16 protein-coding genes are annotated in these 17,561 nt (G+C 65.7%); 11 read left to right on the top strand and 5 right to left on the bottom strand.

Features of this window, described 5'->3' with window-relative positions; genetic code table 11:
* Window positions 1-95: 95 nt before the first annotated feature.
* Genes badH through aliA form a run of 4 tightly spaced genes read left to right on the top strand, consistent with a single transcriptional unit; the run spans window position 96 to window position 4,552 of the window.
* Window positions 96-863: a 2-hydroxycyclohexanecarboxyl-CoA dehydrogenase gene (gene badH / locus AC1DSF_RS28910; protein ID WP_478146428.1), complete on the top strand. Its 768-nt coding sequence runs from the start codon at window positions 96-98 to the stop codon at window positions 861-863.
* A 52-nt stretch (window positions 864-915) separates the two neighbouring features.
* Window positions 916-1,698, top strand: coding sequence for a 2-ketocyclohexanecarboxyl-CoA hydrolase (gene badI / locus AC1DSF_RS28905; RefSeq protein ID WP_478146427.1), 783 nt, complete (start codon window positions 916-918; stop codon window positions 1,696-1,698).
* Window positions 1,699-1,707: 9 nt separating this feature from the next.
* Window positions 1,708-2,859 (top strand): cyclohexanecarboxyl-CoA dehydrogenase, encoded by a 1,152-nt coding sequence (aliB, locus tag AC1DSF_RS28900; RefSeq protein WP_478127894.1) that lies wholly within the window; start codon window positions 1,708-1,710, stop codon window positions 2,857-2,859.
* 37 nt (window positions 2,860-2,896) lie between these two features.
* The gene (aliA, locus tag AC1DSF_RS28895) at window positions 2,897-4,552 is read left to right on the top strand and encodes a cyclohexanecarboxylate-CoA ligase (RefSeq protein ID WP_478183930.1); all 1,656 of its coding nucleotides are present in this window, start codon (window positions 2,897-2,899) and stop codon (window positions 4,550-4,552) included.
* 24 nt (window positions 4,553-4,576) lie between these two features.
* Here aliA and xth read toward each other — a convergent pair whose 3' ends face one another.
* From xth to AC1DSF_RS28870, 5 genes are all read right to left on the bottom strand, one after another.
* Window positions 4,577-5,353: an exodeoxyribonuclease III gene (gene xth, locus AC1DSF_RS28890; protein WP_478183929.1), complete on the bottom strand. Its 777-nt coding sequence runs from the start codon at window positions 5,351-5,353 to the stop codon at window positions 4,577-4,579.
* Between the two features lie 151 nt (window positions 5,354-5,504).
* Complete coding sequence (locus AC1DSF_RS28885; RefSeq protein ID WP_478127891.1) at window positions 5,505-6,572, bottom strand: AraC family transcriptional regulator; 1,068 nt, start codon at window positions 6,570-6,572, stop codon at window positions 5,505-5,507.
* Window positions 6,573-6,690: 118 nt separating this feature from the next.
* Window positions 6,691-8,457 (bottom strand): tannase/feruloyl esterase family alpha/beta hydrolase, encoded by a 1,767-nt coding sequence (locus AC1DSF_RS28880; protein WP_478183928.1) that lies wholly within the window; start codon window positions 8,455-8,457, stop codon window positions 6,691-6,693.
* Between the two features lie 178 nt (window positions 8,458-8,635).
* Window positions 8,636-10,597 (bottom strand): helix-turn-helix domain-containing protein, encoded by a 1,962-nt coding sequence (locus AC1DSF_RS28875; RefSeq protein ID WP_478183927.1) that lies wholly within the window; start codon window positions 10,595-10,597, stop codon window positions 8,636-8,638.
* A 7-nt stretch (window positions 10,598-10,604) separates the two neighbouring features.
* Window positions 10,605-10,793 carry a hypothetical protein gene (locus AC1DSF_RS28870; protein ID WP_478183926.1) on the bottom strand — a complete coding sequence of 63 codons (189 nt, stop codon included), beginning with the start codon at window positions 10,791-10,793 and terminating at the stop codon, window positions 10,605-10,607.
* Here AC1DSF_RS28870 and AC1DSF_RS28865 point away from each other — a divergent pair.
* The 7 genes from AC1DSF_RS28865 to kce are packed head-to-tail and all read left to right on the top strand — an operon-like array spanning window position 10,792 to window position 17,554.
* A complete protein-coding gene (locus AC1DSF_RS28865; RefSeq protein WP_478183925.1) occupies window positions 10,792-11,583 on the top strand; it encodes an SDR family oxidoreductase in 792 nt (263 codons plus the stop codon). The genes AC1DSF_RS28870 and AC1DSF_RS28865 overlap by 2 nt on opposite strands.
* A gap of 59 nt (window positions 11,584-11,642) precedes the next feature.
* On the top strand, window positions 11,643-12,884 hold the full coding sequence (locus tag AC1DSF_RS28860; protein ID WP_478183924.1) for a branched-chain amino acid ABC transporter substrate-binding protein: 1,242 nt from the start codon (window positions 11,643-11,645) through the stop codon (window positions 12,882-12,884).
* A gap of 16 nt (window positions 12,885-12,900) precedes the next feature.
* Window positions 12,901-13,842: a branched-chain amino acid ABC transporter permease gene (locus AC1DSF_RS28855; protein ID WP_478183923.1), complete on the top strand. Its 942-nt coding sequence runs from the start codon at window positions 12,901-12,903 to the stop codon at window positions 13,840-13,842.
* A 7-nt stretch (window positions 13,843-13,849) separates the two neighbouring features.
* The gene (locus AC1DSF_RS28850; protein WP_478183940.1) at window positions 13,850-15,103 is read left to right on the top strand and encodes a branched-chain amino acid ABC transporter permease; all 1,254 of its coding nucleotides are present in this window, start codon (window positions 13,850-13,852) and stop codon (window positions 15,101-15,103) included.
* Window positions 15,100-15,855 carry an ABC transporter ATP-binding protein gene (locus AC1DSF_RS28845; RefSeq protein WP_478183922.1) on the top strand — a complete coding sequence of 252 codons (756 nt, stop codon included), beginning with the start codon at window positions 15,100-15,102 and terminating at the stop codon, window positions 15,853-15,855. The genes AC1DSF_RS28850 and AC1DSF_RS28845 overlap by 4 nt, the downstream gene beginning before the upstream one ends.
* Entirely contained in the window at window positions 15,849-16,571 is a 723-nt protein-coding gene (locus AC1DSF_RS28840; RefSeq protein WP_478183921.1) for an ABC transporter ATP-binding protein, read from the top strand. The genes AC1DSF_RS28845 and AC1DSF_RS28840 overlap by 7 nt, the downstream gene beginning before the upstream one ends.
* A 32-nt stretch (window positions 16,572-16,603) precedes the next feature.
* Complete coding sequence (gene kce, locus AC1DSF_RS28835) at window positions 16,604-17,554, top strand: 3,5-dioxohexanoate:acetyl-CoA acetone transferase (protein ID WP_478183920.1); 951 nt, start codon at window positions 16,604-16,606, stop codon at window positions 17,552-17,554.
* Window positions 17,555-17,561: the final 7 nt, after the last annotated feature.

Below are 17,561 nucleotides of genomic sequence, written 5' to 3'. Positions count from 1 at the left end.
AAAATCTCTCTTCGAAACGTCTTGCATTCGTGATCGGGTCGGTCGCATACTATGTCAACATCTTGACGTATATGCAAACTTCACGGAGAAACCCGATGCAGAGATTTGAAAGCAAGACCGTGGTGGTCACCGGTGGCGGCGGCGGTATCGGCGGAGCGACCTGCCGGCGCTTCGCTCGCGAAGGCGCAAAAGTGGCGGTGTACGACATGAATTTGGAGGCTGCCGAGAAGGTGGCTGCAGGCATTCGCGAATCCGGTGGACAGGCGCAGGCCTACCGCTGCGACATCACCGATCGCGCAAGCGTCGATCAGGCGGTGCAGGCCACGGAGCAGGGTCTGGGCGCCATCGACGTGCTCGTCAACAACGCCGGGTGGGACGTTTTCAAGCCCTTCACCAAGACCGAGCCGGCGCAGTGGGACAAGCTCATCGCCATCAATCTGACAGGCGCCCTGCACATGCACCACGCCGTACTCCCCGGCATGGCGGCGCGCAAGGCCGGCCGCATCGTCAACATCGCCTCCGATGCGGCGCGTGTCGGCTCGTCGGGCGAAGCGGTCTATGCGGCATGCAAGGGCGGCCTGGTCGCTTTCTCGAAAACCATCGCGCGCGAACATGCGCGCCATGGCATCACGGTCAATGTCGTTTGTCCGGGGCCGACTGACACGGCCTTGTTCGCCGACTACAAGCAAGGCGCGGGCAATCCCGAGAAGCTGATGGAGGCGTTCACGCGCTCGATTCCGCTCGGCCGCATCGGCCAGCCGGACGACTTGCCCGGCGCGATTCTTTTCTTCGCCAGCGACGACGCCGGCTTTGTCACGGGACAGGTGCTGAGCGTGTCCGGCGGCCTGACGATGAACGGCTGATCCCGAGACGGCTTTCTCCACAACTTCTCCTCCACAACCTTAGGAGCACTCCATGGAATTCGAAGACATCCTCTACGAGGTACGCAACGGCGTGGCCTGGATCACGATCAACCGGCCCGAGAAGATGAACTCGTTTCGCGGCCAGACCTGCGACGAACTCATCAGGGCCATGAACCGCGCAGGCTACGACCGCAGCATCGGCGCGATCGTTCTGGCCGGCGCCGGCGACCGTGCGTTTTGCACCGGCGGCGACCAGTCCGCGCACGACGGCAACTACGACGGGCGCGGCACCATCGGTCTGCCGATGGAAGAGCTCCATGACGCAATCCGCAACGTGCCCAAGCCGGTGATTGCGCGCGTGCAGGGCTTCGCGATCGGCGGCGGCAACGTGCTGTGCACGATCTGCGACCTGACGATTGCGTCCGAGAAGGCCATCTTCGGCCAGGTCGGGCCCAAGATGGGATCGGTCGATCCGGGCTACGGCACGGCTTTTCTTGCGCGCGTGGTCGGCGAGAAGAAGGCGCGCGAGATCTGGTATCTGAACCGCCGCTATAGCGGCTCCGAGGCCGTCGCCATGGGACTGGCCAATGCGGTGGTGCCGCACGAGCAGCTCGATGCCGAAGTGCAGAAGTGGGCCGAGGAAATCTGTGAGCGCAGTCCCACGGCCATCGCTATTGCCAAACGCAGCTTCAACGCCGACACCGCACACCAGAGTGGCATCGCCGGCATGGGCATGTACGCGCTCAAGCTCTTCTATGACACTGAAGAGTCGCGCGAAGGTGTCAGCGCCCTGAAGGAAAAGCGCAAGCCCAACTTTCGCAAGTACGCGAAATAGGGGCGGGCGATGAACCCCTATCTGGACGAAGACCTCACAGCGCTCGGCGACCACGCGCGCCGTTTCGCGGCCGAGCGCATTGCCCCCGGCTTTCTGGAGCGCGACAAGACCCGCGTACTCGAGCGCCAGTTGATGCGCGAGATGGGCGAGATGGGGTTCATTGCGCCCGAATTGCCCGAGGCACATGGCGGCCAGGGCATGGGTTGCCTGGCCGCTGGCGTGATCCACGAGGAGATTGCGCGGGCCGATCTCAGCATGTCCTACATCAACCTGCTGGCCTCGCTCAATGGGCAGATCCTCTCGCAACACGGGCAGCTCGAAGTCGTCCGGCCGTGGCTTCAGAAGCTGACGCGGGGCGAGGCGTTGTTCGCCATCGCGCTGACCGAGCCGCGCGGTGGTTCGGATGCGGCCAACCTGCGGCTGCGCATCGAACGCGTTGGCGACAACTACGTGATCAACGGCGAGAAGACCTCCATCTCGGCGGCGGACCAGGCCGATGCGGCAGTGGTGTTCGGCCGCACCGGGTCGATCGATTCGGCAGCGCACGGCGTGACCGCGCTGCTGGTGCCGATGGATCTGCCCGGCGTCACGCGCAATCGCTTCGATTGCCATGGGCAGCGCGCGATCGGGCGTGGCTCCCTGTTCTTCGAGAACGTGCGGGTGCCGGTCAGCCATCGGCTGGGCGAAGAGAACAAGGGCTTTGTGCAGGTGATGCAGGGCTTCGATTTCTCGCGTGCGCTCATCGGCCTGCAGGTCCTTGCCGTGGCGCGCGTGGCGCTGGAGGAAACCTGGGACTACGTCGCGCAGCGCGAAGCCTTCGGCAAGCCGCTGTCGGCGTTTCAGGGCGTGTCGCATCCGCTGGCGGACTTCGACACGCAGGTCACCGCCGCGCGGCTGCTTTGCCTGCAGACCCTGTGGCTCAAGGACAAGGGCGCGCCGCACACTGCCGAAGCGGCGATGTGCAAGTGGTGGGCGCCCAAGTTGGCTTATGACGCGATTCACCAGTGCCTGCTGATGTTCGGCCACGGCGGCTACGACCGGGGCGTGATGGAGCAGCGCCTGCGTGACGTGCTTGGCTTCCAGATCGGCGACGGCACCGCGCAGATCATGAAGACGATTGTGGCGCGCACCCGCGCGGGCCGCGACGCCGTGCCGGCCTGACACCCTCATCGACAGACAAAAAAGCAGGAGACAAGACATGGAATTCGATGCCGTATTGCTGCCGCCGCGCCGCGCTCGCATGGTCGCCCAGGGCCTCTGGCATGACCGCACCATCAATGACGACCTGGACGCGTGTGTCGCTGAATGTCCCGACAAGCTGGCGCTGACAGCCGTGCAAGTGGAGGAGGGCGTCACGACCCGCTTCACCTACCGCGAACTGGCGCGCATGGCCGATCGCATCGCGGTGGGGCTGTCGCGCCTGGGCGTGCGCCGCAACGACGTGGTGGCTTGCCAGTTGCCCAACTGGTGGCAGTTCACGCTGGTCTATCTGGCCTGCTCGCGCATCGGCGCCGTGATGAACCCGCTGATGCACATCTTCCGAGAGCGTGAGCTGTCGTTCATGCTCAAGCACGGCGAAGCCAAGGTCGTGATCGTGCCGAAGACCTTTCGCGGCTTCGACTTCGAGCGAATGTTGACCGAGCTGCAATCTGCCTTGCCCCATCTCGAGCAGATCGTGGTGGTCGGCGGCATGGGGTCCAACAGCTTCGACGCACTGCTCAGCGGACCGGCCTGGGAGAACGAGCCCGACGCGCACCAAATCCTCACAAGCAGCCGGCCCGGTCCGGACGACGTGACGCAGCTGATCTACACGTCGGGCACCACGGGCGAGCCCAAGGGCGTCATGCATTCGGCCAACACGACCATGGCCAATATCATTCCGTACGCACAGCGCCTGCGGCTGGGCGCCGACGACGTGGTGCTGATGGCCTCGCCGATGGCGCACCAGACGGGCTTCATGTATGGGCTCATGATGCCGATCATGCTCAAGGCAAGCGCCGTGGTGCAGGACGTCTGGGACCCGAAGCGCGCGATCGAGCTGATTCGCGCCGAGGGCGTCACCTTCACGATGGCCTCGACGCCGTTCCTCACGGACCTCGCCCGAAGCGTCTCCGAGACGGGCCAGGCGGTGCCGAGCCTTCGCACGTTCCTGTGCGCAGGGGCGCCGATTCCCGGGCCGCTGGTGGAGCAGGCGCGGCAGGGCCTGGGCGCCAAGATCGTGTCGGCATGGGGCATGAGCGAAAACGGCGCCGTCACGCTGATCCGGCTCGACGACGACGACTCGCGCGCGGCCATGACCGACGGTCTGGCGCTGCCGGGCGTGGAACTCAAGGTGGTCGATGAGCTCGGCGAGAAGCTGCCGTTCGACCAGCCGGGACGGCTGCTCGTTCGCTCGTGCTCGAACTTTGGCGGCTACCTGCGGCGTTCGCATCTCAATGGCACCGACTCCGACGACTGGTTCGACACCGGCGACCTGGCGCGCATCGACGCGCAGGGCTACATCCGCATTACCGGCCGCAGCAAGGACGTGATCATCCGCGGTGGCGAGAACATCCCGGTGGTCGAGATCGAGTCGCTGTTGTATCGGCACCCGGCGATCGCGATGGCGGCGATCGTGGCGTACCCGGATGAGCGGCTTGGCGAGCGCGCCTGCGCGGTGGTCGTGCCCAAGCCGGCGCAAAGCGTCGACCTGCCCTCGATCGTGCAGTTCCTGAAAGAGCAGAAGGTGGCGATGCAGTACATCCCGGAACGCCTGGTCGTGCGCGACGCGCTGCCTTGCACGCCGTCCGGGAAGATCCAGAAGTTCAAGCTGCGTGAACTGCTGCGAGAACTGTTGCGAGAAGGCGAGGTATGAACAAATGGGCCGCGGCGCGGGTTGTCATTCAGGCGCGGCCAGTTCGATCCACATCGGCGCGTGATCGCTCGGCTTGTCGCGCCCGCGGTGCTCCGAGTCCACGCCTGTTGCCCGCAAGCGGGATTTGAGGCTGGGGCTTAGCAGGATGAAGTCCATGCGGAATCCCGCGTCGCGGCGGAACGCCTCGCCGTTGACCCAGAACGTGTACAGCGCCTTGCGGCCGTGTGGATGCAAGCTTCGCGCGCTGTCGATCCAGCCTTGGGCGAGAAGCCGCTGGTAGGCGGCTCTGGTTTGCGGCTGGAGCACGGCATCGAATCGCCATGAGCCCGCGTTGTAGATGTCCTCGTTGGTCGGCACGACATTGAAGTCGCCACAGAGAACGACCTCACGCGCGGCGAGCGTCTTCGCATGCGTGATGAAGCGGTCGAACCATTGAAGCTTGTAGTTGAAGTTGTCGCTCGGCACGGGGTTGCCGTTCGGCAGGTAAAGCGACACCGCGCGGAGATCGCCGACAGCAGCCTCGAGGTACCTCGCCTGCCCATCCGCATCGTCGCCGGGAACGCCACGGCGGACTTCCACCGGCGTGGCGCCCCGTGACAGGATCGCGACGCCGTGATGTCGCGGCTGGCCGTGCCACACGACCCGGTAGCCCGCCGCTTCCAGAGCTTCGTGCGGAAACGTCGCATCGCCGGTCTTGATTTCCTGGAGGCAGGCGATGTCGGGCGAAGCCTCGTCGAGCCATTCCAGTAGACGTGGCATCCGGCCTTTGATGCCGTTGACGTTGAATGTGGCGATCTTCATGGCGCGGGGGCCGATGCGTTGGGTGAAGCATCGTCGCCTCCGCATGGGAGCGGTCGTGTCAGCCGTGGCCCTCGATCTGGCGACTCGCAAGCCGACAGGCCGTGTCCAGGCTAACGCCGGCCCGCGCGCTGCGGGGCGCGCGCATCTCGGCCTACGACAAGCTCGCCGAGAACACAGGATTCAAAGGGCGTTTCGCCCGCCGAAAGCGCGCGGGGGACATGCCCGCCCAGCGCAGGAAGGCACGCCGGAAGTTGGCCGGGTCCGAGAAGCCGGTCATCTCGGCCACCTGCTCGACGCTGGCTTGCGAACATTGCAGCTGCTGGCTGGCCATGCTGTATCGGACCTGATCGGCGATGCGCGAAAAAGACGTCCCCTCGCAGGCCAGGTGCCGCCGCAGCGTGCGATCCGTCATCTTCAGCGTCGAGGCCACCGCCTGCATGTCGGCGCCGGGGCCGGGCAGCACGCGCAACGCGCGATAGACCTTGCCCGCAAAGCCGAACGAGGCCTCCATGTCCGCCAGCTGGGCGTCGCATGCGGATTGCAGCGTGCCCGTGGTGAATGGGTTGGCCAGTCGCGGGCGCCGATCGAGAACGTTCTTGCCGAAGCGCAATTCGTTGCGGTGCCAGCCAAAGACGCAGGGGCATTGCAGGTGCCTGGCGTAGTCGGCTTGGTGAGCCGGCGCTGCATGCGTGAAGCAGGCGAGCACGGGAGCGCACGCCGGTCCCACGAGGTCCTGCAATTGGGTGACGAGCCGTGCGAACTGCTGTTCGACGAGAAAGAGACGCAACGCCAGAGGCAGTTCGCGCGCTCCTTCATCGTTGACGAGCCACAGTGCGCCATCTTCGCCGGTCTGTGCCTCGATGGCCAGCACCGAGGCCGTCATCGACTGGTACTTCGTGGCCAGACGGAAATGGTCGGCGACGGATTCGCAAGTCAGCAGCATCAGGCCATAGAGGCCGCAGTCGGACAGATGCAGCTCCCGGCCGAGCCGTAGCGCAAGGCTGGCTGTGGGCGCGAGACCCAGTGCGTTGCGGCACGCCGTCAGGTACTGTTCGACGGATGTCTGGCACGCCACATCGTCCAGCTCGGCCGGCTGCAGCCCGGTGCCTGCGAGCACGGCGCGAGGGTCAATGCCTTCTGCGTGCAGCAGCCGCGTCAGGGCTGCAATCTGATGAGGGGGATAGTGCCTCCCCCCGGACAAGGGCATCCAATGTGACATGCATCCGCCTCGCCAGGCCAAAGTTCATGACAGGAGTCTGTGGCCTGGCGAGGCCCGCGCCTATGTGTGCGCATGACACACATCGGACGCGATGGATGTGACGAAAGCGTGGCCGCGATCAGCTGCTGGCGCAGCTGTAGGACTCCGCCGCGTTCACGTCGCCCGAGCCCTTGTATTTGGGCCATGTCGGGTAGTCGCAGAGCGGGCGCTTGCGGCCCGGAACACCTGCCGTGTCGGTCGCGACCTGGGCTTTGGGTGCGACACCCTTCTCGGACCAGTTTTCCAGTGCGGTCAGCGAATCCCAGGAGACATTGAACACGGTGCTGACCGCATGGCCATAGCCTGCGACTTCATAGAACCGTGCGAAGGTGTCGACATTGGCCGCCCCGAACTGCGCCTGCAGCCGCTGGTAGTACTGCTCGGTGGCACGCGTGCTCACGAGCACGTCGGACAAGCCGTGCGCGAGCAGCAGCTTGCCGCCGCGTGCCACGAAGGCCGACACGTCGCTGCTCACGTCGAGCATGGTGCTCAGCTCGCTGAGACGCTCGCCCCAGGGGCCGGGGTTCTCCGGATCGAGCGAGAGAGAGTTGTACGAAGGGTCGCGCGTGACGCCGTACTTGATGACCTGGTCCAGCTGCTTGGTGATGTAGGGCGCGCCGGCAGGCACGGGCATCGCCGGCTGTTCGGTGCCCAAGTTGAGGAAGGTCACCGTGGGCTGCAGCGGCGAGGGGTTGCTCGTGATGCCCAGGTCCGCTCCCCAGACGTTGTAGCCGGGATAGCCCTGCGAGCCGCTGGCGAGGAAGAAGTTGAACTTGGTCGCCGTGTTCATCGTCTTCAGCGCCGTGATCTGCGCGTCCGACAGGCAGGTGTCGCCGGTGTCGACGCCGCCGGCACAGCGAAGCGGCACGCCGTTCAGCGTCGCGGTGGACGGATCGAAGATGCCGTTGCATGCGCTCTGGTTGTTGATGAGCCCGTCCACGAGACCGTCGAGTCCGTCACAGGCTTCCAGCGATGCGTTGCGGATCAGTATCCGCTTGGCCGTGTTGGGATAGGCGCCCGCCTGCGCGAGCGCGCGGCTCGCCCGGTGGCCGCCGAGCATGGCCGACAACTGGTTCCACGCCGGATACCAGGCAATGATGCCGTCCCAATCCTCCGGCCAGCGCTGCGCCACCGACAGGGCTTCGCGACCGCCGGTCGAACCGCCGGCGAAGTAGGCCTTCTTCGGCGCGCCGGCCGCATAGCGCGCCTTGATCAGGTAGATGGCGGCGTCGTGCGTCTTCTTGAGCGCCTCGCCTCCAAAGTTGCGCATCGCTTCGTCGTTGAGTTGGAACTGCCCGTCGAGCGAGCCCGCCGCGTTGGCTTGGTGGCCTGAGTCGCTGGCGAAGACGGCGTAACCGCGGGCCAGCGGCACAGGTTGATCCGTCGGGCCTGCGGGGACGTTGCCCGCGACGCTCGGCAGGGTACCGTCCAGCCCGCCGCCGCCGAACATGGCGGCCTTGTTGTTCCAGGCCGTGGGCAGGGCCACGCGGAAGATGATGTTCGGTGCGCTCGAATCCACGGGCGCAATCGCGCCGGTGACGCGGCAGTACTCCGGCGTCGCGGCGGCGCCCGTGCCTGCGGCAGGGACGACGAGCGCCTCCGTCACCTTGGCGCCGGTCGTAGGCAGCCCGATGGCCGATGCGGGAATCGTCACGCCCGCCATTTCCTGGCAGCTCAGCGCCTTGGCTGTCGGAGCGGGCGCCGGGGGCTGGGCAGGCGAGCTGGGCGAGGCAGCGGGCGGGGTAGAGATCGGGATGAAATTGCTGCCGCCGCCGCCACAGGCGGACAGAAGGGGAGCGCAGCAGCCCAACGCGAGTAGAAGGTTGTGTTTCACGGAAGTCTCCATTTTTTCGAGGTTTCGGCAGCGCGCTCTGCACTGCCTTGCGGCCGAATCATGGAGAGCTGCGCCGGCGCCTGAAAGGTCACTGACGGAAGGCGAGAGGTCATTTGAGGACACACCGGGGAAAGCACCATCCGGGTTTCCCCAAAGGCTTGCGGCCTCACGGCTTCACGGCTTCAGCGAATCACGGTGCTGCGCTCAGGCTCCAGAGGCGCAACGCCATATGAATCTCCAGCGCACGCGCGGCATGACCCCAATGCCCGAGCAACTCCTCGATCGTGGCGAGCCGCTGGCGCACGGTGTTGACGTGGATGCCCAGGCGCTGCGCAGTCGTTTTTGCGTTTTGATTGCAGTCGAAGTAGTTCAGCAGCGTGTGTGCGAGTTCGGCGTTGCGCTTGCGGTCGTAGGCGATCACACACCCGATCGTGGCTTCCAGGAACTGGCCCAGGCTCGTCTGGTCGTGCGTCTCGAAAAGCGCCGAGTAGAGCGCCAGCTCGTTCTGCCCGATCACCTGGCCCTGAACGCCGAGCCGGCCGAGCACGCCGAGGGCTCGCTTGAGTGTCGCGTACAGGGCAGGGATCCCGGCCGGCGAGCCAACCGGCCGCGAGACCACGCCCCGGTGCACCGCGCTGGCATCGCGGCCGGCCCAATTCATCACCGCCTGGCGCACGTCGATGGCCCGCGTCGCGGCGCAGAGCATCACCAGCACGCCGTCGATGTCGTCGACGAGCACATGCTCCATCGACGGAAGGCTGCGAAAGTGCCGCGCGGCGTAGCCGGCGCTCGGGCCTTCGATCTCCACGAGCAGCAGCGTCAGCGGTTGCGCCAGGTCCAGGCCGATGCGCTCGGCCCGATTCGCCAGGTCGGCCAGTTCGTCCTGGCGTGGCGACACCAGGGAGCGGAGCAAGGCAGAAGTGCTGCGGCTCTTGGTGGCTTCGATCCGTTCCTGTGACAAGAGCACGATGCCGATGACGCTGGAACTGCGTTCGAAGGTGCGCACGGCGCCTTCTTCAAGTGCACCGCGATGAAAGAGGGCGATGGAACCGAGCACGTCCTCGCCGCCGATGACTGGCATGACGCGGCAGGATTCGCCGTTCGCTTCGTAGGCGACGACCGAACGACCCCTCTCGCGGCTCTGCCGCAGGGCGCGCGTCAATTCGGCGCCGTGCTCGCCATGGGCTTGGTAGTGTTGCGCACCGCCGTCGGCGTAGTTGGCCGCGGCGCCCCGGCTGATGACCTGCGCCGCTTCGTCCAGCACCAGAAGGCTGCCGCCCAGCAGATCCGCCACCGTCTGGCACAAGGTGGACAGCGGCGCACCGCGCGCCAGCAGCGAAGTCATCTGCGCGTGCGCATCGGCAGCGGCCTGGATGCTTCGCACGTGGCCCTCGAGTTCCGCGCGAGCCGCGTCCGCGTTCTCCAGCGCGGTGTGTACCCGGCCAAAATCGCGCGCGTTCTTCAAGGCCACTGCACCGTGCGTGGCCAGTGTGCAGAGCGTCGAAAGGCTTTGGGTCGTATGGACGTGCTGGTAGCGGTCCGCCAGGAACAGCAGACCGATCACCTCGGAGTCCCAGATCAGCGGCACGCCCACGAGGGCGGAGATGCCTTCCTCGCGGAAGACCTCGTCCAGGCTCCCGTGGTGCGCGAATCGCTTGTCGTGCAGATAGTCGGGGGTGGTGAAGGGCATGCGCGTGGCCATCACCACATTGGCGACGCCAAGGTCACGGCGCGCCACCATGCCGGAGACCCGCGGTGAGACGGCGCCATCGGCCACCAGCACGCGAAAGCCGTCGATCTGCGTGTCGTAGCCGGACAACCAGGCCAGGTCGGACCCAAGCAGATTGCGCGCGCGCGCCACGATGGCACTCAGCAGGCTCGTCACGTCGAGTTGGCTGGAAAGATCCTTGGCCGACTCGATGACGGCGGACATGCCACGCTCGCGCTGCAACAGAAGCTCGATGCGGTTCTGGACGGCCATGCCCATGCGCACGATCTCGATGAGGCTGGACTTGTCCGGCCTGCTGTCTGGCAGAGCCTCGATTTCGGCAATGCACTGCGCGAAGTCCTCCGCGGCGGCACCCTGGTGCAGCATGCCCACGAGACGGCGGGCGATCTGCTCGCCGCGCTCGATTTGAATCACAGTGCTCATGGGGACCTCATTCGCCCACGGTGGGCGCGTAGTGCGACTGCATCGCGACGGGCGAAAGGCTACCAGAGGCGCAGGGCGAATCGACGCCCGGCGACAGGGCTGCAACCACATCGATGCGCCCGCAAATGTGTGCATGGGACACATAGGGTTGAACGGGCTGTCCGCGCAGACTCGCTCCAACCCCAAGGAGTCTCATGTCCCTGCTCGAATCTCTTCGGCCAACGCCAGGCCTGCGCGTCCTCGTCACGGCAGGCGCGAGCGGGCTCGGGGCGCGCATCGCACGCGCCTTCGCCGAGGCGGGAGCGAGAGTCCACGTCTGCGACATCGACCGTTTGGCGCTCGATCGCCTGCTTGGCGAAGCGCCCGGCCTCACCGGCAGCGTGGCCGATGCATCGGTTGCCGCCGACGTCGATCTGGTGTTCGAGGACGTGCGGACAGCCATGGGCGGGCTCGACGTGCTGATCAACAACGCGGGCATTGCGGGCCCGACCGGCTCCATCGAGACGATCGAAGCAGCGGGCTGGGAGCGCACGATCGACGTCAATCTCAATGGCCAGTACTACTTCGCGCGGCGCGCTGTGCCCTTGCTCAAGCAATCGACCTCCAGCCCCGTCCTGATCGCGATGGGCTCGGTCGCAGGACGTCTGGGCTACGCCTTTCGCACGCCTTATGCATCGAGCAAATGGGCCATCGTGGGATTGACCCGATCGCTCGCGATCGAACTCGGACCCGATGACATCCGCGTCAACGCCATCCTTCCGGGCGTGGTGGAGGGTGAACGCATGCAGGGCGTGATCGCTGCGCGCGCCGCATCGCTGGGCATCACCGAAGACGCGATGCGCGAACAGTACCTGCAGAAGATTTCCCTGCGCCGCATGGTCACCGCGGATGACGTCGCCGCCATGACGCTCTTCCTGTGCTCGCCGGCCGCACGCAACGTCAGCGGGCAAATCATCAGCGTGGACGGAAACCTCGAGTACCTCTGAGCCGCGCGGGCGGCATCGATCAAGACCCATCCAAAAGACAACCCAATGGAGACAACGAAATGAAGACATCCCAGCTCGCCTTTGCCGCACTGCCGGCTCTTCTGCTGCTTGCCACGGCGGCCGAAGCCGCGCCCGTGAAGATCGGCCTGGTCGAAACGCTCTCGGGCCCGCAAGCGTCGTCGGGGCAGACCTATCGCGCAGGCGTGCGCTACGCCATCGACCAGCTCAACGCGGCCGGCGGATGGAACGGCGAGCCGGTGCAACTGGTGGAGTACGACAACCAGGGCGGCCCGGCCGGCGCGTCGGACAAATTGAAGGCGGCGATCTCCGATGGCGTCCAGATCATCGTGCAAGGCGCCTCGTCGGCAATCGGCGGGCAGATCACCGAAGACGTGCGCAAGTACAACCTGCGCAACCCCGGCAAGGAAGTGGTCTACATCAACATTGGCGCGGAGGCGCTCGAGCTGACGGGCGAGAAGTGCAACTTCTATCACTTCCGATTTGCGGGCAATGCCGACGTGCGCACCCAGGCGCTGGTCAAGGCGATGAAGGAGGCCAATGCGCTGGGCACCAAGGTCTATTCGATCAACCAGAACTACTCCTGGGGCCAGGACATGGAAAAGGCCATCGTCCAGAACGCCACGGCCGGTGGCTATCAGGTGGTCGAGAAGACGCTGCACGACGTCAACAAGATCCAGGACTTCGCGCCTTACGTCTCGAAGATCAGCGCTTCGGGGGCAGACACGGTGATCACCGGCAACTGGTCGAACGACCTCTTGCTGATGATGAAGGCCGCCAAGGCCGCGGGCCTGAAGGCGCATTTCGCGACCGTGTTCCTCGATCAGCCGGGCAACATCAGCAATGCGGGCGATCTCGCGGCCGGCAACTACGTCGCGCAGGTGTTCAATCCCGAGGCCTCGGGCGCGGAAGGTGAACGCTTCGTGTCGGACTACACGGCCAAGGTTGGGCACGCGCCGGTGTTCGTCGAGCCGCAAAGCGTGTTCGGCCTGCAGATGGTGGCCGAGGCCCTCAAGCACACCAAGCCCGTCAACGGCGCGCTCGACGTGAACGCCTTCGCGAAGACACTCGAAGGCACGAAGCTCAAGACGCCGGGCGGCGTGATCAGCATGCGCGCGGCCGATCACCAGGCGCTGATGCCGATGGTGGTCTCCGTGGTATCGAAGGATGCCAAGTACAAGGCGGACGGCACCGCTCTCGGGTTCAAGCCGGTGAAGGTATTCACGGGCGAAGAGGCCTCCACGCCGGCGCAGGCCAACTGCAAGATGCAGCGCCCCGACTGAAGCGAGGCACGCGCGCATGGACTGGCTGGCGTTTTCGCTGCTCAACGGCGTCATCTACGGGCTCCTGCTCTTCATGGTGTCGGCGGGGCTCACGCTCATCTTCGGGATGATGGGGGTGCTCAACTTCGCGCACGCCTCCTTCTACATGCTGGGGGCGTACTTCGCCTATTCACTGCAGGGCGTCGTCGGCTTCGTGCCGGCCCTGGTGGCCGCAACGCTGCTCGCAGGGCTCGTGGGTGCGGTCGTCGAACGCTGGTTCCTGCGCCGGGTCCATCGCTATGGGCACGCGCATGAGCTCCTGCTGACCTTTGGCCTGTCCTTCGTCATCGCGGAGACGATCAAGCTGTTCTTCGGCAACTATCCGGTGGACTACCGGATCCCCAAGTCGCTCGACGTGTCGGCCTTCGTGCTGGGCAGTCAGCAGTATCCGGCCTACCGCCTGCTGATGGGCGCCGTGGCGCTGGCGATGTTCGCCGCGATCTACCTGCTGCTGACGCGCACACGCGTGGGCATCGTCGTGCGCTCCGCCATCTACAAGCCTCGCATGGTCGAGGCCCTGGGGCACAACGTGCAACTGGTGTTCATGGGCGTCTTTGGAGTGGGCGCGGCGCTGGCGGGGCTGGCCGGCGCCATCGCCGGGGCGTTCTACACCACCAGTCCCAATATGGCGCTTGAGCTGGGCGTGATGGTGTTCGTCGTGGTGGTCGTCGGCGGGCTGGGTTCGCTGGGCGGGGCGATGCTCGCTTCGCTGCTGATCGGCGTGCTGACTTCATTGGCCGTGGGTGTCGACCACAGCGCGGCGGACCTGCTCGCGTTCGTGGGCGCGCGCCAATGGGCCGAGGGTGTCGGCGGGCTGCTGACGCTCAAGCTGTCGAGCCTGGCCGCGACACTTCCCTTCGCGTTGATGCTGCTGGTTCTCTTGCTGCGCCCTTCAGGCCTCATGGGCGACAAGGACTGACCCGGTGATTCGTACTGCTCTTTGCCTGCTCGGCGCGGCGTTGCTGGCCGCGCTGCCTTTCATGTTGTCGGCGGGCTTGCTCAACGCCTCGATCCAGATGCTGATCGCCGCCTTGTTCGCCTGCGCCTACAGCCTGCTGGCGGGCCGCGCGGGGATGCTGTCGTTCGGGCATGCGGCTTACTTCGGCGTCGGCGCCTTCGCTACGGTCCATGCCATGAACGCGCTGGGCGGCAGCGGATTGCTGCCTACGCCCTTGCTGCCGCTGGTGGGTGCCGTCGCCGGGCTGGCCTTCGGGCTCGTGGCCGGATGGTTCGCTACGCAACGCAGCGGAACGGCGTTCGCGATGATCACGCTGGCCATCGCCGAACTGCTGCATTCGCTGGCACCCCAGCTCAAGGGTTGGTTCGGTGGCGAATCCGGAATTTCCGCCATGCGGATGCCAGCGTGGGGACTCGATTTCGGATCGACCACGCAGGTCTACTACCTGACGCTGGTGTGGGTCGTGGTATCGCTCGCCGCGCTGTATTTTCACAGCCGCACGCCGCTGGGGCGGCTCACCCTCGCGCTGCGCGAGAACGCGCACCGGCTGCGATTCCTGGGATACGACATGCATGGCCTCGGTGTCTCGGCCTTTGCCCTGTCGGCCATGTTCGCGGGCATCGCGGGCGGCCTGCAAGTTCTCGGCAATGAATCCGCCAACTACGCCGTCTTCGATGCGGGCGTCTCCGCCAGCGTGGTCCTCAACGCGTTCATCGGCGGCGTCGGCAGCTTTCTCGGACCGGCATTGGGTGCGGCGCTGATGACTTTCTTCGGCTACTCGGTCTCGGATCAGACGCAGGTCTGGCTGCTCTACCAGGGCACTTTGTTCGTGCTGGTGATGATGTTCATGCCGGACGGGCTCACGGGGCTGTTCACGTCAACGGCGTCGCAGATCCGGCGCCACGGCGTCGCCGCGGTGTTGCCGCGCATCCTGTTGTGGGTGCTCGCGGCCGTGCTGCTGACGTCGGGCGCAGTGTTCATCGTCGAGATGCTGCAGCGCCTGTTCTCGCAGGACTATCGCGCCTTGGCGCGCATGAGCGCGAGTGCGCCACCGGTCACGCTGTTCGGGCGCAGCTGGGTGGCTGCGGCGATGTCCACCTGGACGGTGCCTGCCGGTCTGCTCGCCGCAGGCGGCCTGGTCGCATGGTGCGCACTGCGACTTTCCCGCCCGCGGGATGAATCAATGCCGATCGTGGCCCCTGCCGGAGAGGCCCACCCATGAGCGACCCCATTCTTTCGCTGCGCGAGCTGCGCAAATCTTTCGGCCCTGCCGAGATCATCCGTGGCGTGGACCTCGATCTGTGCAGTGGCGAGCGCCGTGCGCTGATCGGACCGAACGGCGCGGGCAAGTCCACGCTGTTTCATTTGATCTCCGGCAGCATCGCGCCGACCGCCGGCAGGGTGCGCTTCGATGGCCAGACGATCACGGGCTGGGCTCCGCAGCGCATCAATCGTGCGGGGCTGGCTCGCTCATTCCAGATCACGAACGTCTTCCCGAAGCTGAGCGTGTTCGAGAACATCCGTCTTGCAGTCATGCGGGAGCGCCAGCCGCAATACATGTTCTGGCGGCGAATCGACCGGGTGCCGGGCCTGCAGGAGGCCACCGAACGGCTCCTGGAGCGCGTGCGCTTGCAAAGCCATGCTTCGACCTTCGCGGGCGAGATGTCGTATTCGCTGCAGCGCTCGCTGGAACTCGCGATGACGCTCGCCTCGGATCCGAAGGTGATCCTGTTGGACGAACCCATGGCCGGCATGTCCACCGAAGAGACCCACTACACGCTGGAGCTGATCCGCGAGGTCACGAGCGGGCGTGCCCTGCTGATCGTCGAGCACGACATGGACGTGGTCTTTGCGCTGGCCGATCGCATCAGCGTGCTGGTCTACGGTGAAGTCATCGCCACGGGCACGCCGGACGAGATCCGCAGCAACCAGGGTGTGCGCGAGGCCTACCTCGGCGAGGAGGTCGCATGCTGAGCGGCGGCGCATCGTTGCTGCAGGTGCAGGACCTGCACGCGCACTACGGCAAGAGCCACATCCTGCGCGGCGTCAGCTTCGCTGTCGATCGGGGCGAAGTCGTCAGCCTGCTGGGGCGCAACGGCTCGGGCCGCTCGACGACGCTGAAGGCGCTGATGGGGCTCGTGCCGCCCACCGGAGGACGCGTGCAGCTTGCACAGCGCCAGCTCGCAGGCGCCAAGCCTCATGCCATCTGCCGCGCGGGTTTGGCCTACGTGCCGGAGGAACGCGAGGTCTTCGCCAATCTCAGCGTCGACGAGAACCTGCGCATGGGCGAGCAGCCGCCGGTGGCTGGCGCGCTGCGCTGGACTCTGGACCAGATGTTCGACTACTTTCCTCGCCTCAAGGAACGCCGTAACACCAAGGCGGGCAGTCTTTCGGGCGGGGAGCAGCAGATGCTGACGATCTGCCGCTCCCTGCTGGGCAATCCGCTGGCCATCCTGATCGATGAACCGACCGAAGGACTCGCGCCGAAGATCGTCGCCCAGGTCGGCGAATCCATTGACGACATGCGTCGGCGCGGCCTGTCGGTGGTGCTGGTGGAGCAGAAGCTCGCGATTGCCCTGAAGGTGTCCTCGCGCGTGTGCGTGATGGGACACGGCCGCATCGTCTTCCAGGGCGGGCCCCAACAGTTCGCCGCCGATCGGGAGTTGTTGTCTCGCTGGCTGGCCGTTTGAGCGCCAAGGAACAAGCCCCAAGGAACAAGCACGTGAACACGGCCCAAGACAAGGTCATCATCACCTGCGCCGTGACAGGCTCGGTCCACACGCCGACGATGTCGCCCTACCTGGCGCTGACGCCCGACCAGATCGCCGAACAGGCGATCGATGCCGCCAAGGCTGGTGCGGCGATTCTTCATCTCCACGCTCGCGATCCTGCGGACGGGCGTCCCAGTGCGGACCCGCGCCTGTTCGATCAATTCGTGCCGCGCATCCAGGCCGCTACCGATGCGGTCATCAACATCACCACGGGCGGCAGCACCCGGATGACGCTGGAAGAGCGGCTGGCCTATCCGCTGCAGGCGCGGCCGGAAATGTGCTCGCTGAACATGGGCTCGATGAACTTCTCCGTCCATCCGCTCGCACGCAAGTACACCGAGTGGGTGCATGCCTGGGAAAAGCCTTACGTCGAAGGCATGGAAGACCTGATCTTCCGCAACACGTTCAGGGACATCCGCCACATCCTGCAGGTGCTCGGCCGGGATTGCGGTACGCGCTTCGAGTTCGAATGCTATGACGTGGGGCATCTGTACACGCTGGCCCATTTCGTCGACGAAGGATTGATCGAGGGGACGCTGTTCATCCAGAGCATCTTCGGCATCCTGGGCGGCATGGGTCCCGACCCCGAGAACCTGGTCACCATGAAGAGCACGGCCGATCGGCTGTTCGGCCGGGGCAAGTACCGCTTCTCCGTGCTCGGCGCCGGGCGACACCAGATGCCCTTGCTCACCATGGGCGCAGTGCTCGGCGGCCACGTGCGCGTGGGGCTGGAGGACAGCCTCTACCTCGGCAAGGGGCGCCTGGCGCACTCCTGCGCCGAACAGGTGCTGAAGATTCGACGCATCCTCGATGAACTGTCGCTGGAGGTGGCAACCCCCGAGGAGGCCCGGCGCATGTTGGGGCTCAAAGGCAAGGACGCTGTGGCCATTTCGAGGCCGTAAGGAAAAC

The sequence above is a fragment of the Variovorax sp. 01N429 genome (genome assembly GCF_056399425.1).
The sequence above is the reverse complement of the archived record's forward strand: the minus strand, read 5'-3'. Positions and strand labels throughout refer to the sequence as shown.